Below are 14,285 nucleotides of genomic sequence, written 5' to 3'. Positions count from 1 at the left end.
AGTCAATCCTTTGTCAGGAGTTGACACGTTCTTTATAGGTCAAGGCTCAGGCTTTGTGGCAATCCAACAAGTGACAAGACGTGTCTTGCACGCTGTTCTTCTTCATTCGCAATGCTGATGTGAGGAGGACTTCTTCGCGGAGTGGAAACAAGGCAACACGCCTGTTAAGAAGTCGAGAAACCCTGCCTTTGGCGGGGTTTTCTTTTGGCCAAAGCTTTCTTCGGCTGGCTGATGGGAAGAAGCAACTCACGAATCAGTGTGATCACTGCAATGCCAAGTCTTTGCCTTCCTTAAGCGGTCTGGATCTGTGCGGCATCCATGGTGTAGGGGATCGCCGCCCTTCTTGGCAAATGTAGTGTCCCCCTCCCAATCCTCAATGTCGATTACGGGGCTCCATTTTACGAAGAGATGATGCTAGAAGGTCGGGAAGAAGACGCCTTGAAGATGAACGAGAGTAGCTCCATAACCCTGCTTCAGCTTGTCCAGGAGGTTGCCTACTGTGATGGCTCAATGTCTGAGGAAGAAGAGGAATTGATCCTGTCTCTTATTGATAGCCATGGCCTTCAGGAAGATCGTGATGCCTTGAAAAACCGTTTGGTTGAAGGTTATTCATCGCCGTCACGCAACATCAGCGTGGCAAGGGGAAGCACTCAGCGGATTGAGCATGATGATCTTTTCAAGCGCTTGAGTGCACTGCAGTCAAAGGAAGAACGAGATCTTGCCGTCAAACTGGCCTATCTCACGGCCATGGTCTCCAGAGATCAAGATGATTTGACAGACATCAATGCCCAAGAGCTTGCTCTTTTTCGAAAGATCACTGAGGCCTTTCATTACCCAGAAGAACGGGTTCGGGCTATTCAGTGGGCGGCAGATGAAGAGCTGCAGCAATGGAGCATTCCTTCTCTGAAGCAGGTGCTTTTAAGTTGGCTCGGCTAACGCGACTTAAAAGAAATTTCCGGCATAAAAAAAGATCTCTTTCCAAAGAGATCTTTTTTTATTTATTGGAAGATCGCTCCCTCAAGCGACATACGTTTGCAGATCCCGTCCAAGGAACGCTTTACATGTAATGGCAACCTGGTGAAGCTTTGAAAAGCTCACTGTTGAGGCGCTTGATTCAATTTGTAGATATTGAGAGCGAAGCAGGCGGTCCCGAAGCTCACAAGAAGCACGAGAAGATCTTGAGTGTTCATGGGTTGAACCGGTAAGAGTGTTCTGTAGGGGACTCAGCTTTGAGCTGCTTTTGCTTTCTTCACGACTGGCAGATCGGAAGGCTGGGCAAGGATGTAAACCACGGCAGCGGAAACGATTCCGGTGAAGGCGATCAGGCCAAAGATGGCGGTTGAGTAATCGGTCATCGGATCAGGCTCTTTTCGTTATGCAACAAAGCTTAGGTCATTTGTAACGAAAGGTAAAGCCCGGCCGTTTTGCTTGTGGGTCTCCAGGCAGCAGGCATAAAAAAAGAAGGCGACGAAGCCTTCTTTGGGGGGTGTGAGGAGTCAATCCTTTGTCAGGGTTGACGGGACTATTAAAAACAGAAATCTTGTGACAGTCACCTAAGTGTTGGCAGAAAGTGGCACAGTGCCAATCGCAAAGCACAATTGATTTGTGAGGAGGGCTTCTTCACGGAGTGGAAACAAGGAATCACGCCCGATAAGAAGCCGAGAGACCCCGCCTTTGGCGGGGTTTTCTTTTGCCTGTTTGTTTTGACTGCTGCTTCATCGCCTGGTCGTTGTCTCTGGTTGGGCGTTCACCAGCGCCGGTGTGGTGGGTTCGCTCCGGCAAATCTTTGCCTGCGTTCAGCGTGTCTCGTGAGGGGGTGGCTGTTGCGGACTCCAGCACCACGACTTCCACCCTTTAGGCTAGTACTCCAGTACTAAGGCGAGGGGGTTATGGAGGAGTGGAGCTATGTGGATGATCGGGAGCTGCAGAACTGCCGGTGTTCCAGTGTGTGCGTGGCGTGCCAGCACTTCAGGCATGGTGTTGATCAGCACTGCCACACGCTGGTTGCTTGCAACATCCGGCAGCAGCAGCTGCAGCAGGGTCAGCACCTCACCAAGACTTGCAAGCTATGGGCACCCACCTGGCAGAGCAGCTCAGGCTGGGCACCCGAGATGGGGTGAAACGCTAGGGGGCTGAATCCGTAGCGAGCTGACGGGGAGGCGAAGCTAGAGCTACGTTTTTAAAACAATTGATAGTGGTGTGCCATGTCAAAAGTAATCGCATCTGTTGAAGCTGGTCACCTCCTTGCCTCTGAACTGTTTGATGCGCACGTGCAGGCAGAGCTTGCAGCAGATTTGGATGCCACCATGGAAACCATGGTGGATAGTCCGCATCTCCTTAACCTTGGTTCCGGTTCAGGCGGAGTGGGTCAAGAAGGCGTTCGTCGCTTTTATGCAGAACAGTTAATCGGCCAGTTCTTTCCACCCGATGCAGAATTCGTGCCGGTGTCACGAACCATTGATGGAGAGCGCCTCGTGGATGAGGTTGTGATCAAATTTACCCATACCCAGAAAATCGAACACCTCCTTCCTGCAGTGGAACCCACCGGGCGGAAAGTAACGATCGCTGTTGTTGTCATTGTTGGCCTTCAAGACGAGAAGGTGGCCTACGAGCACATTTATTGGGATCAGGCTGGACTGCTGGTGCAACTCGGGCTTTTAAACCCCAAGGGTCTCCCCATTGATCCGACTGCTCCAGAGCGATTACTTAAGGTCATGAACCATTAATTTCACCGTTCCTTTTTGGTGTGATGTAAAAGGCTTGTCAGTCGTTTAGTTGATGCTTAGAAACCTGTCTCGTCGGCTTCTGTTAGTCAGCCATTTTTATCCTTAAAAAACAGAGCAAAAAAACGAGCGGTTTCTCAGGCCGCTCGTGCTCTCCCTTTTGTCAGCAGCTCGACGCCGCTGCGCAAAGGATCCTGCATGTCCATGGTTTTGTTTGTAGCGATACACACCCTGCTGAAGACTGAGAAAGAACGCAGAGACATTGGCGGAGCGTCCCTGCTTGTCAACGTTGAACGGATGGGATGCGATCTGCATGGCCGCCAGGATTTATCTGCATTGGACCGCCCGCGCCTGGTGCAGGGTGGTTGAATTTGCTGAAGAGTTCGGCATTTCGATCGCCAACAACCCTTTGGTGCTCGGAGAACGAAGGGGGGGATGAGCTGCGCATCAGAGACCTGGATCCAGCTGTTGATCACCACGGCTCATCCATAAAGAGAGGCCGCCCCTCCCGGATAGGAAAGACGGCCTAACTCGCTCGTTTATGCATATCGCAGACCATTAATCAGTGAATCTGTATCGCGGAAGCCTGAACCTCGTATCGAAAACAGTGAACTGAAAGAGTGGTGCGAAGCGACTGTCTGCAGGATCACCTGGGGCCGGGGCTCTAGGTGTGGGGTCGTTTTCTCCTTGGGGCACCTAGGACGGTGCAGTTGGAGCATCGATTGGCGTGGCGCGCAAGGCATTGCCTACCAAAGGAACAACCCACGTCTTGTTGAGACTGTTGGAGCAGGGACCTGAAGTCAGCTTGCTTCTGCTGATAACTCAGGTGGAGTGTCGTCTGTCAAAGCGCCTCCGATCTCGATGCCCATAGTTTGCGGCAGCCGTGCAGCGTTGCCATCGGTGTAAAGGCGCATTGCCTTCACAGCAGAAACCACCGAAATTAGGAATGGCGTGCCTCATCAGCTAGACGATTCAGCGCATGGCTACAGACAAGTGTTGATCGATGTTTTGTTGAAGAAAGGCATCAACACGGCAAAACTGAATCCATTGCGATGATGAAAACCGGTCAAACATGCATCTCTCTTGTGTAGCGGTGGTGTCTTGATTGGTTCCCCTAGAGGCCCTCTGACCATTGCTTTTTTCCTGATTCCAGCCTCCGATCAGCCTTGTCAGAGTGGTCCCGCAACCGCATGGATGGGCGGTTGTACCTATCGCAGCTTGCTCAGCGAGTTTGTAGAACGAATGCAGCCAAACTTTCGCTCATGGAAATCCATACCGCTCATGCTCAACCGATGGGGAGTTTGATTTTTGAAGGTCATCACAAACCGTTTCACGCCTTGGCCTGCCCTCTCAATCCTCAATCTGTACGGATTGCCAAGAAAAAGTAATTGGGTCTTGTCTCAGCAATGATTCAGCATTCGTCCGCCTCGTGCGGATTTTTTATGCTTCGCCACTGCTCTATGGCCATCAATCGTGATCCAATTGGCAACTATCGTGCTCTGTATTAATTGGCAGGACTGCGAAGTTATGCCGTGGTTACGGAACACCCCCAACTGCTCATGCTGCCTGTCCTGCCAAGCCTGAATGTTTGGATGACAGCGCTGAAGCGCTGCACGCAAGGTTTTTTCGTTGTTTGCGTGGTGTTGCTTCTAAACCTTGGATTAACCGGATGCGGACCATCCGACCAACCTCCACGAGGCGTCTTGCTGAAAGCGCTGGGCCTACAAATTCAATTAACTCAAACAGCGATTGCCCGCTCCCTTGAGTTGGAGCCTGTGGGTGTGCCTGAAGTGAGTCGTGTGCGCGTGGAAGAGCAGGAGTCGATTCGCCTCGGTGAGCAACGTGGCATCCATCTCACCGGGCGCTTTGATTGGAGGCTTCCCGCTGATTCAGTGCGTGTTGATAGTCCTTTCGAGCTGTTCTTAGAGCGAGGGGAACGGGGTCAAAGTTGGCGTCTCGCCCAACCGGTTGGTTCGAGCGATGGAACCTCTCAAGACTGGATCACCCATCCCTTGCCCATCGATTCGCCTTGATTGTTCAGGCGGATACATTCAGGTTTCAGCTTTTCGAGCACTCCTGGCACTCAGGCTGATCAGCGTGGCCCCCAAAACGCATAAGGCTCCAAGCACCACGGCGCCCGTAATCGGTTCTGCAAAAAACAGCACGCCCCACAGTGACGCAAACACCACTTGGACGTAATTGATCGAGGTGGCCCGGGCTGCCGGTAGTGCGGATAGGCCTTCGGTTAACCAGATCTGCCCGAGCTGCGTAAACAATCCAACCCCGATCAGCCAGAGCCACTCGGTTGGATTGGGCCAAAGCGCGGCTTGCCCCCAGAGCAAGGGCAGAGTGGCGGGCACCGATACCAAGGGAAAGTAGAAGACGATGACGAGAGGGTGCTCTCGTACCGATAGCTGGCGCACACTCACGTAGGCCAGGGCCGTTAGCAAGGCGCCACCTAGGCCAATCAGTGCTGCCATGGCGGGCAGGCTTCCCATCGGGCTGCCCACCCATTGCGGTTGGACCACCAACATGACCCCCAACAGGCCTAACAACACAGCGATGCCGATCCGGCGCCGGACCGGCTCGCCCAGAAGCAGCCATGCTGCGAGTGCCGTCAGTGTTGGGTAGGTGTATTGCAGCAGGGTTGCTGCCGCGAGTGGTAGCCGAGCCAGGGCCTCAAAGAAGCACAACAAGGCTGCAGTCCCCAATCCCCCACGGACCAACAACAAGCCTCGTTGCTCTCCCCACGGTGAGACCTTGAGACGACGCAACATGGCCAGGGTGATGGCAATGCTGATGAGGGAGCGCACCAGCACCACTTCCGCCACGGGCAGCCGTCCACCCAGGTGTTTCACGCAAACGGTCATCAAACTGAACGCCAAAGCACAGGCGATCAGGGCTCCGCAGGCTCGCCATTCTCGAGCGGATTGGCTGCCTCGTATCGCGCCTAACAGCCCCTGCATGGTGGTTTCGACGACACCTGCCAACCATGGCGCATCGCGCTAAACAGCCATGGCGCATCACGCCGAACAGCCAGAACGGCGTCGGGCCTCGCAGAATGGTGTGATGGCGATGCCCCGTCTTCACCCCCGCACCATCGACGCTGTTAAAGAGCGTGCCGACATCGTTGATGTGGTGGGTGAGCACGTGGTGCTCAAAAAAAAGGGACGCGAATTCGTTGGCGTTTGCCCGTTTCATGACGACAGCAAGCCGTCGATGACGGTATCGCCGCAAAAGCAGTTTTATTACTGCTTCTCCTGCGGAGCGGGCGGCAATTCCATCAAATTTTTGATGGAGTTTCAGCGGCAGAGCTTCAGCGACGTTGTTCTAGATCTGGCGCGTCGTTATCAACTGCCGGTGGAAACGGTGGATGGTCCTCAACAGGAGCGTCTCCGTCAACAACTCTCCAGGCGTGATCATCTCCATCGTGCCTTGGCTCTCGCTTCAGGCTGGTTTCGCAGTCAGCTGAAGAGTGCATCGGGCACGGAGGCCCTGGCTTATCTGCGCGATCAGCGTGGCTTGAGCGACGCCACGATGGAGACCTTCGCGCTCGGCTATGCCCCCGATCAGTGGGACGGATTGCTCAAGCATCTTCAACACGTTGAGGGGTTATCGCCGGAGTTGCTTGAGTCAGCGGGTCTGGTGGTGCCCAGGAAAGGGGGCAACGGGTTTTATGACCGCTTCCGTGGCCGGGTCATCGTTCCGATTCGCGATCGGCAGGGACGGGTGATTGGCTTTGGCGGTCGAAGTCTCGATGGCAGCGATCCGAAGTATCTGAATTCACCTGAAACAGAGGTCTTTGAAAAAGGCAAGCACCTCTTTGGTCTCGATCAGGCGGCCAATGCGATCCGCAAGGACGATCGCGCTGTGGTGGTGGAGGGCTATTTCGATGTCATTGCCTTGCATGCGGCCGGAATCACCAATGCTGTGGCATCGCTGGGCACCGCCCTCAGCGGACAGCAAATCACCCAACTCTGTCGGTGCAGTGACGGCAAACGCATCGTTCTCAACTTTGATGCCGATCGTGCGGGGATCCGAGCTGCCAACCGGGCCATCGGTGAGGTGGAGCAGCTTGCGCTGCAAGGACAATTGGAGTTGCGAGTCCTCCACACCCCCTCGGGGAAGGATCCAGATGAGTACTTAAAGGATCACGGAGCTGGGGACTATCGCGCCCTGCTGGATCAGGCACCGCTTTGGCTTGATTGGCAGATCGAACAGGTGCTGGAAGACCGTGATCTCACCAAGGCTGATCAATTCCAACAAGCTGTTAGCGGGTTGGTGGAGCTGTTAGGCAAGCTGCCTCAATCAGCGATTCGCACGCACTACCTCCAGCAAGTTGCGGAGCGGTTAAGCGGTGGTCAAGGCCGATTGGCGTTGCAGCTGGAGCAGGATTTACGCCAACAGGTGCAAGGTCAGCGCTGGCATGGACGTTCAGCCCGGCATGAAAAGGCTGGTGAAGTCAGCCAACGAGAGCGTTGTGAAGCCGAGATCTTGCGCATCTACTTGCACTGTCCGATGCACCGCTCCCAGGTGCGTTGTGAATTACGCCAACGGGAGTTGGAAGACTTCGCTCTTCAGCACCATCGTCTGTTGTGGTCTGCGATTACCGATCTTGAAGAAGGCAACATCGGCTCCGGTCGGCTGGAGTCGATCAGTCGGGGGAAGGATCCAGGACATGAACTAGCCGATCTTGATCTGCCTCGCTTGCTCACCGATCAGCTGCTGCTGGAAAACAGTGCGTTGGTGGCCAAGTTGACGCCGCTTTTGGAACCCGCGGAGCTGCAGCGTTTGGCGTTGGCGCGTCCCATGGACGTGTTACGCGGTACCGCGGCCATTTTGGAGCGGCAAAAGAGTCATAAACGCTGCCGACACTTGCTGGAGGCTTGGGGGGGGCAACGGCTTGAGACGCTGGAACGTTGCATTGCTTCGCTGATTGCTAACGAACAAGAGCAGACAGCAACGGCAGAGGGAGTGGATATGGAAGGTCGTATTCAGGAGATGTTTGAACAATTGAATGCGGATGCGCTTCGATTGCAAGAGCTTTATTACTCCGAGAGGAAGCATATTCAGCATCTTGATCAACAACGCTGTGCTGGCTATGAGGTGGTTGTTGCTACTCCCCCTGAATCGATACCGCCAGCGGCTTGATGGATGGGTGTATGGGTTGGTAGTCCTTGAATCAATCAAAGGCGATCACCTTCAAAAGGTGTCATTTGATCCGAAGGGATGTTCAAGATGACCATCAGAGAAGCAGATCCGCCTGTGTGGGCTTGTAGAGGCTGCCGTGGTGTGTATTTGCAGCTAGACATTAAGGGTGTTCTTTCAGCCCAATGAAAACTGCGCTCGCCACACTCGTGGTTGCTCTTGCAGCACCCGTTGCTGTCACAGCTTCTCCTGGGGTGCCTGACTCAGTGATGAGCCATATCACTCAGAACTGCAATGCATCTGTTGCTGGAAACAGTGAAGCAACGCAATCCGACGAAAATTGCATCGCTACAGCTGTGGAGGCTTACCAGAAGACCCAGCGATAGGTTTGCGCTCTCTTGCCTTGGATTGAAGCTTTTTCTGCCCTGTGAATAGCAGGGCTTTTGTTTGGTGATAGTGATGTGGTTGGCATTTGATTGCTATTCAGGGTAGACACCATATTTCCGCTTATTTGCAAGATAATGTTTATATTGTGATTTTGGGCGCATCTCGAAGACTGATCGGGCATGAGTTCATTCAGCATTCGATATTTCCATGCGCTTTATTGCAAGGCTAAATTCTAGCTTGATGGCACGATGCTCTTGCCGCAAAGGCAAAGACAAGTTGTCAGTATTGATTCCTTTAATTCAATGCTTTGTTGGCTTGAAGGTCTGGATTAAGCGGTTGATCGAGAGTGGACTGGGTTAGGAATTTGAGCAGTTTGATTGTGTTGGAGGGCAATTGTTTAGCTTCCAATAATTGTTCCAGCTCTTGCGCTCGTGCCAGCACCATTTGGCAGGCTGTAACATGATCGTTGGGCTCTAACTGTTGACATAGACCTGGGCACGTGCATCGTTTTGGATGGTGCCGTCGCAATTGAGGCCCAGGCCTTGTCTGAACAAATCTGCGTGAAAAAGGCCTAGCGCTCTTTTCATGCCCATGGCATCGGCGAGCAGTTCGTCGAAGAGGTTTATTCGCATTTCCCCAACCAGTTTGCGGCAAGCGATATGGGTTAATTCATGTTCCAGTCGCCAGATTTGAGATTGCTTGATCCATTGATCGAGACTGGGGGAGCTGGGAATGCTTGAGGCGGAGAGAGAGCTGTATGGGGCTCGATGCAGAATCAAGATTTGGCATCGAGCTTTCGTATCGATCTCTCTGATCAGTCCCCAATGAATCAAGCCTGCAACCGCTTGTGCATGCACGGCTTCCTGCACTGGCACCGTTTCACAGCGATGGGCGAGGCAGCGCATGATCAGTACAAAGTCATCGTGATCGCTCACCGTTAAAACTGGCACTGCCCCGCAGGCATGGTCTGCGATGGTGATGGAAAACCCACTCGGGTCCTTTAAACGCGGAGCATCCTCAAGATCACTGGGTTGCGGTGATTCACCCCGAAGCACCAAGCGTTGATAGCGATCACTCAGGCGGGCGAATGGTTGTGGGGTCACCAAAAGTTGCGGCAGCTCTGAGCGCAGGGCTGGCCACTGTTCGCCCTGCGGTGTGGCTTGCACCAGACGCCACCACATCTCTATGGCGTCTGGTGCAAGCGGGAGCATGGGCCAGATGGCGTTTGCGTTCGAGAAGGGCTTGCAATAGTCCTGGAGGTCTTGCATTACTGATAATGGGTGAATAGGTCTCCTTAGTGATGTCTGAATTTTTTGAAGCGATCTGGCATGGAGAAGGAATCGGCGATGGTGGCGATCTCGATGAAGCCCTTCAGTCCTTTGTGGTGGTGAAGCCTGAAAATAATGATTGGATCGAGGCATGTGCTGTCGAGGGCGCTAATCCCTGTATTGAGCGTTTCGCCTCCTTCGATTCCTATCTTGATAATCAGGATGCTCTGGAAGTGATTCCTGTGACGCCCCAGATGATTGCAGTCGCGATTGAGCAGTTGCCCGTTTGATGACTGATTCCACGATTGACTTCTCGACCTACACGCCAGTGAATCACCTCTGGCCCGCTTTTGTTGAACGCCTGGGAGCTGAAAAGGCGCAACAAGCAGTGCGTCAAGCGCTTGATCTTCAAGGCATGAGTGGCCATGCCGGCAGTCTTCCCGTTCTTTTCGTTGAAACCTGTGGTTTGGCGCTTGCTCATACAGATCTTGTGCGAGAACAGACAGGCCTTAATAGCCATGGATATCGCATGGTTTTATTGCTGAGTCGACGTGAATTAGAAGTGCAGCTATTGCAAGATGCGTTGTAAGTGTTGGATATTCGTTGGTATGCATTGTAAGAAAGATCATTAGAGTTGCCATTTAGATTATCGTTTTTTGCCAATTGACTCGGTGTGTTTAGCATTATGATCGCCTGATTGGGCAGCGACGTAGGAGGCTTTCCATAGGCACTTTGCTTGAACAGCATCAGGGCAGTCGAAGCTGCTGCTGGTGAAGGTATTAAGTTGTTGTTGCTAATGTTGGTCTTGGATATTTTTATGCTCTAAATTTCTCTTAAATGCTCAGCTTGGCTGGTTTTCCTGCTGGGCCTAGTTCCTGGGATTGATGATGAAGGTATTGATCATAGGCGGAGGGATCGCTGGACTCACGCTTGCCTTAGCTCTTAAGAAGCACGGTATTCCTGTCACTGTTCATGAAAAATATAATCATTTTCAAAATCAGAAAACAGGATTTCTGATTTGGAGTTATGCGATCAAAATCTTGCAAGACTTGGGGGTTCCTGTTGATGAGGCAGGCACTCCCCTCGAAGCATTTCGGATCCATGGTCGAAAGGGAAGATTTGTCTGTGAGATGCCAATCGGTGCGATGTCGCGATTGCAGGGAGCGGATAGTTATGAAATCAATCGATTTCGCCTTTCTGAATTGCTGTCTAGAATGGTCGGTGATGATTTAATTCTTGGCAGTGAATGTGTTTCCATCTCTAGTGTTGAGGATCAGGCGATCGCAACTTTTGCTGATGGTCGCTCGGATCAAGGTGATGTTTTAATTGCTTGCGACGGCTCTAATAGTGTTGTTAGAACGTTTATTCATCCAGGAGTTCAGCTCAGAATGCTTGGTTCTGGTGGTTGGATATCAGTGATTAATCAACGGCCTCCATTGTTACCATTGAACACTCAAATGGAGTTTTGGCAGCCGGGGGTGAAAGCAGGAGTTGCTGATCTCGGGCATGGTGAAATCCGCTGGTATGTGGCTTTTAAAAACTATATCCCTCGTGCAACTGAGTCCAAAAAAGATCAGATTCTTAGGCGTATGAAGCCTCTTCCTGAGCTGATCCAGTCCTGTCTGGAATGGACTGATGAAGACCAAATGGTGCCTACGCAGGCTGGCGATCTTTTGGCCTTATCTCCTTGGTACCGTGATCGTGTCTTGATGATTGGTGATGCTGCCCATGCCACCAGTCCTTATGCCGGAATGGGAGCCTGCTCAGCGATTGCTGATGCTGCATTTCTTGCAGATTTGATGGCTTCTGGTCGGTCAGTTCCTGCCATATTTGAAGAGTTCCAAGCGGTGCGTAAGCATGCAGCAGATTCAGTGATTAAGGAATCACGACGCGGCCTTGATGTATCCACTTGTGGTGACCTTAAAGGCTGGGTTCGTGATTGGATGTTCAAGAACATGCCAGAGAAGAAGTGGAATCAGATCGTGACTGACATGGTGACTGGTCATTGAATCAATCCATTGGCTTCGATCTGTGTTTGTGGTGTTGATGAAAAACGGCGCTCTTTCGGATTTTTTTGAGAGATTCATTGTTTATGCCTGCACCACAGGCACGTCGCTCAGGCGAGTTGTGGCGGCTCGACCCAGGCGTTCGCGTCGCATGGCCCAGCTCGGATCCAGACCGCAGGCGGCCCATTGCACGGTGCCTCGCCCATAGCGGTGATTGAGACGATCGACCGTTGCCATCAAGCTTTCCCGTTTCTGCTGCTCTTCCTCCGTACAGGGCACCCATAGATGCTGTTGCAGTTGATCGATTCCCTGCAGGTGTTGCATCAGAACACCTGCCTTCGCCAGCGGACGGTGCGGTTGAAAAATGCGTTCCACCAGAGGTAAGGCAGCTGCTAACAACACCCGCGTGTCGTTGCTGGGTAGATCGAGGCTGGTGCTGGCAGCTCGGCTGTAAAAAGCTGGAATGAATGGGCTCGTGCGCGTGTAGATCGTGAGAGCCGCTGTGCGTTGATGTTGCTTGCGCAGTTTTTCCGCTGCTCGCACCACATAGGTGGCGATCGCTTCGCGGAGCTCTTCCAGGCTGGTAATGGGATGGCTGAAGCTGCGGCTTACGCAGGTTTCCTGCTTCGGAGAGGGGTCGAGATCAAGCGGTAGGCAGGCATGACCTTGCAGTTCTCTTTGCAGTCGAACTCCCACCACGCCGGCCTTAGCGCGCAGGCAGCCACTGGGCATATCACGGAGCTCCCGTGCGTTGACCACTCCCCGCATTCGGCACCAGAGGGCGAGTTTGCGGCCGATGCCCCAGACGTCTTCAATGGAAATTGTTTCCAGCCAGCGATCGGGATCAGGACACAAGCCAAGATCAAAGAGTCCGGCGTGGGCTGGCACCACTTTCGCCAGGCGGTTGGCCAGCTTGGCCTGTCCCTTGCTGGCCCCGAGACCAATGGCAATGGGTAAACCGAGGTTGCGTCGAGCCAGGGTTCGCAACCGCTGTGCCCATGGATGCAAATTTCCGTTCGAGGGGCGGCTCAGCCGGGCAAAAGCCTCATCAATGGAGTAAATCTCCAAATCCTCAACTTGGCTTTCCAGCAAACTCATTAGCCGCTGACTCATGTCGGCATAGAGCGCGTAATTCGAGCTGCGAATCACAACATTGTGCTGTTCCAGATGGCGCTTCGCTTTGAAATAGGGGGTGCCCATGGCGATGCCAAGAGCGCGTGCTTCCGCGCTACGGGCCACGATGCAGCCATCATTATTTGAGAGCACCACCACTGGCCTGCCGATCAGGGCTGGATCCAGGCTTTGCTCGCACGAGGCGTAGAAATTGTTGGCATCAATCAGAGCCGTGACCTGGTTCATCGCGACGACCTGAGCGCTAAAGAGGATGGATCACGTGAATCGCGACGCCCCAGATCTGCACATCTCCGCAACGATGGAGATCTAAATGGGGATAGTCAGGGTTCGCCGCTTCCAGGCGTAGTTGGCCGCGATAGCGAGCGAGGCGTTTGAGAGTGAAGGCGCCATCCAGGACAGCCACCACCACTCGGCCGGGACGAGGGTCGAGACTGCGATCGACCACCAATAGATCGCCATGGTGAATGCCCGCCCCCGTCATGGAATCGCCGCTGACGCGCAAAAAGAAGGTGCTGCTTGGATGGCGAATGAGTTGTTCATTGAGATCGATCCCCACATCGATGTAGTCATCAGCAGGGGAGGGAAATCCTGCGGCAACCTGATCACTCGCCAGAGGAAGGCTGAGTCCTTTCCGTTGGAGTCGCAAAGGCTGGGGTGGCTGAAGCGATATCCGATCCGAATTCACGGAAGCGCACACTGACGATCGCTTAATGGTACAAGTGTTCTAGTGCTCGTGCTGTGGCTCGGGCCATGCCAGCGGAACAGGGTTCCCCTTATGGAGTTGGATTTTGCAGGTCCTTGCTCTTCTTTTCTGTTTCCCAGACCTCAAGGACATCAGGGAAATGCTCTTCTATGCATGCATCACAGATGCCATGGCTGAAGTTTAAATTCGTGCGTGTCGATAAATACTGATCCAGATGCTGCCAATGCCCTTCAGTATCTTTTGCTTTCCTGCAATAAGAACATGTTGAGATGAAGCTGCCTTCATCAGTATGTGAGCAGAAAGATTCAATTAAATTGATTGATCTCTTCCTCAATTCAAGAAAGGCAACGGCTTGTCTTGACAGAGATTGCATGATGTTGAACTGTGTATCGGACAGGCCATGGGGCTCTCTGTCGATCACGCAAAGCGTGCCAATTCTGAGGTTTTCGTCATTTTGCAGAGGAAAGCCTGCATACAGTCTGATTTTAGGCTCACCTCGCACTAAAGGGTTGTCAAAGAATCGCTCGTCTTTTAATGCGTCTTCAACGATTAAAGGTTCGGAGGAGTGAATCGCATGGGCGCAGAATGACCAATCGCGAACAGTCTCTTCAGCCTCAATGCCAACCTTGGCTTTGAACCATTGACGATTTGAATCAACAAGGCTCAAAAGAGCAATTGGAGTGCCACAAGTTAAAGAAGCTATTTTGGTAATATCGTCATAATTTTCTTCAGGCTTTGTGCCAAGAATTCTATACTCATTCAGCGCTTTAAGCCTTTCTGACTCATTTATGGGAATTTCAGGCTTTTTCAAGTGATGAGCATTGGCTGATTCTATAGTTTTGAGCGTAAATAGCTAGAAGTGCATAAAGCAAAATAAAAGTTTATTTTGTATGGCTGAAGCTTGGCGCTGTTCTCC

19 protein-coding genes are annotated in these 14,285 nt (G+C 52.6%); 9 read left to right on the top strand and 10 right to left on the bottom strand.

Annotated features, from left to right (window positions below):
* Positions 1–444 precede the first annotated feature (444 nt).
* Positions 445–936 (top strand): hypothetical protein, encoded by a 492-nt coding sequence (locus tag SYN8016DRAFT_RS03505; protein ID WP_253909775.1) that lies wholly within the window; start codon positions 445–447, stop codon positions 934–936.
* A gap of 287 nt (positions 937–1,223) precedes the next feature.
* On the opposite strand, the gene SYN8016DRAFT_RS15925 is transcribed toward SYN8016DRAFT_RS03505, so the two are convergent.
* The 3 genes from SYN8016DRAFT_RS15925 to SYN8016DRAFT_RS16005 form a co-directional block, all read right to left on the bottom strand.
* Positions 1,224–1,355: a hypothetical protein gene (locus SYN8016DRAFT_RS15925; RefSeq protein WP_006852879.1), complete on the bottom strand. Its 132-nt coding sequence runs from the start codon at positions 1,353–1,355 to the stop codon at positions 1,224–1,226.
* Between the two features lie 286 nt (positions 1,356–1,641).
* The gene (locus SYN8016DRAFT_RS14865; RefSeq protein WP_141561338.1) at positions 1,642–1,842 is read right to left on the bottom strand and encodes a hypothetical protein; all 201 of its coding nucleotides are present in this window, start codon (positions 1,840–1,842) and stop codon (positions 1,642–1,644) included.
* 17 nt (positions 1,843–1,859) lie between these two features.
* On the bottom strand, positions 1,860–2,048 hold the full coding sequence (locus SYN8016DRAFT_RS16005; protein ID WP_159098290.1) for a hypothetical protein: 189 nt from the start codon (positions 2,046–2,048) through the stop codon (positions 1,860–1,862).
* Between the two features lie 156 nt (positions 2,049–2,204).
* Here SYN8016DRAFT_RS16005 and SYN8016DRAFT_RS03500 point away from each other — a divergent pair, with 156 nt between their 5' ends.
* Positions 2,205–2,726 (top strand): nuclear transport factor 2 family protein, encoded by a 522-nt coding sequence (locus SYN8016DRAFT_RS03500; protein ID WP_006852878.1) that lies wholly within the window; start codon positions 2,205–2,207, stop codon positions 2,724–2,726.
* Positions 2,727–2,828: 102 nt separating this feature from the next.
* Here the strand turns inward: SYN8016DRAFT_RS03500 and SYN8016DRAFT_RS15615 are convergent, their stop codons facing one another.
* Positions 2,829–3,038, bottom strand: coding sequence for a hypothetical protein (locus SYN8016DRAFT_RS15615; RefSeq protein WP_038013252.1), 210 nt, complete (start codon positions 3,036–3,038; stop codon positions 2,829–2,831).
* Between SYN8016DRAFT_RS15615 and SYN8016DRAFT_RS14860 the strand changes: the two genes are divergently transcribed.
* Positions 3,037–3,162: a hypothetical protein gene (locus SYN8016DRAFT_RS14860; protein WP_006852876.1), complete on the top strand. Its 126-nt coding sequence runs from the start codon at positions 3,037–3,039 to the stop codon at positions 3,160–3,162. The two genes, SYN8016DRAFT_RS15615 and SYN8016DRAFT_RS14860, sit on opposite strands and share 2 nt — an antisense overlap.
* A 361-nt stretch (positions 3,163–3,523) precedes the next feature.
* Here SYN8016DRAFT_RS14860 and SYN8016DRAFT_RS15920 read toward each other — a convergent pair whose 3' ends face one another.
* A complete protein-coding gene (locus SYN8016DRAFT_RS15920; protein WP_255444974.1) occupies positions 3,524–3,658 on the bottom strand; it encodes a hypothetical protein in 135 nt (44 codons plus the stop codon).
* A 624-nt stretch (positions 3,659–4,282) separates the two neighbouring features.
* Here SYN8016DRAFT_RS15920 and SYN8016DRAFT_RS03485 point away from each other — a divergent pair.
* Entirely contained in the window at positions 4,283–4,756 is a 474-nt protein-coding gene (locus tag SYN8016DRAFT_RS03485) for a hypothetical protein (protein ID WP_006852874.1), read from the top strand.
* 18 nt (positions 4,757–4,774) lie between these two features.
* Here SYN8016DRAFT_RS03485 and SYN8016DRAFT_RS03480 read toward each other — a convergent pair whose 3' ends face one another.
* Positions 4,775–5,689, bottom strand: a complete 915-nt coding sequence (locus SYN8016DRAFT_RS03480; RefSeq protein WP_006852873.1) for a DMT family transporter — start codon at positions 5,687–5,689, stop codon at positions 4,775–4,777.
* A 103-nt stretch (positions 5,690–5,792) separates the two neighbouring features.
* On the opposite strand from SYN8016DRAFT_RS03480, the gene dnaG reads away from it, so the two are divergent.
* Entirely contained in the window at positions 5,793–7,874 is a 2,082-nt protein-coding gene (gene dnaG, locus SYN8016DRAFT_RS03475) for a DNA primase (protein ID WP_038013733.1), read from the top strand.
* Between the two features lie 182 nt (positions 7,875–8,056).
* Complete coding sequence (locus SYN8016DRAFT_RS03470) at positions 8,057–8,257, top strand: hypothetical protein (protein ID WP_006852871.1); 201 nt, start codon at positions 8,057–8,059, stop codon at positions 8,255–8,257.
* 474 nt (positions 8,258–8,731) lie between these two features.
* On the opposite strand, the gene SYN8016DRAFT_RS03465 is transcribed toward SYN8016DRAFT_RS03470, so the two are convergent.
* Positions 8,732–9,469, bottom strand: coding sequence for a hypothetical protein (locus SYN8016DRAFT_RS03465; RefSeq protein ID WP_253909774.1), 738 nt, complete (start codon positions 9,467–9,469; stop codon positions 8,732–8,734).
* An 89-nt stretch (positions 9,470–9,558) separates the two neighbouring features.
* On the opposite strand from SYN8016DRAFT_RS03465, the gene SYN8016DRAFT_RS03460 reads away from it, so the two are divergent.
* From SYN8016DRAFT_RS03460 to SYN8016DRAFT_RS03450, 3 genes are all read left to right on the top strand, one after another.
* Positions 9,559–9,816 (top strand): hypothetical protein, encoded by a 258-nt coding sequence (locus SYN8016DRAFT_RS03460; protein WP_006852868.1) that lies wholly within the window; start codon positions 9,559–9,561, stop codon positions 9,814–9,816.
* The gene (locus SYN8016DRAFT_RS03455; RefSeq protein ID WP_006852867.1) at positions 9,816–10,115 is read left to right on the top strand and encodes a hypothetical protein; all 300 of its coding nucleotides are present in this window, start codon (positions 9,816–9,818) and stop codon (positions 10,113–10,115) included. The genes SYN8016DRAFT_RS03460 and SYN8016DRAFT_RS03455 overlap by 1 nt, the downstream gene beginning before the upstream one ends.
* Before the next feature lie 298 nt (positions 10,116–10,413).
* On the top strand, positions 10,414–11,535 hold the full coding sequence (locus SYN8016DRAFT_RS03450) for an NAD(P)/FAD-dependent oxidoreductase (protein ID WP_253909773.1): 1,122 nt from the start codon (positions 10,414–10,416) through the stop codon (positions 11,533–11,535).
* A gap of 81 nt (positions 11,536–11,616) precedes the next feature.
* Here the strand turns inward: SYN8016DRAFT_RS03450 and SYN8016DRAFT_RS03445 are convergent, their stop codons facing one another.
* The 3 genes from SYN8016DRAFT_RS03445 to SYN8016DRAFT_RS03435 form a co-directional block, all read right to left on the bottom strand.
* On the bottom strand, positions 11,617–12,891 hold the full coding sequence (locus SYN8016DRAFT_RS03445; protein WP_006852865.1) for a Y-family DNA polymerase: 1,275 nt from the start codon (positions 12,889–12,891) through the stop codon (positions 11,617–11,619).
* Between the two features lie 16 nt (positions 12,892–12,907).
* Positions 12,908–13,351 carry a LexA family transcriptional regulator gene (locus tag SYN8016DRAFT_RS03440; RefSeq protein ID WP_006852864.1) on the bottom strand — a complete coding sequence of 148 codons (444 nt, stop codon included), beginning with the start codon at positions 13,349–13,351 and terminating at the stop codon, positions 12,908–12,910.
* Positions 13,352–13,439: 88 nt separating this feature from the next.
* Positions 13,440–14,180, bottom strand: a complete 741-nt coding sequence (locus tag SYN8016DRAFT_RS03435; protein ID WP_006852863.1) for a GAF domain-containing protein — start codon at positions 14,178–14,180, stop codon at positions 13,440–13,442.
* Positions 14,181–14,285 lie beyond the last annotated feature (105 nt).

Source organism: Synechococcus sp. WH 8016 (assembly GCF_000230675.1).
Lineage (GTDB): Bacteria > Cyanobacteriota > Cyanobacteriia > PCC-6307 > Cyanobiaceae > Synechococcus_C.
Note: the sequence above shows the minus strand (reverse complement) of the source record. Positions and strands in the feature narration are given on the sequence as shown.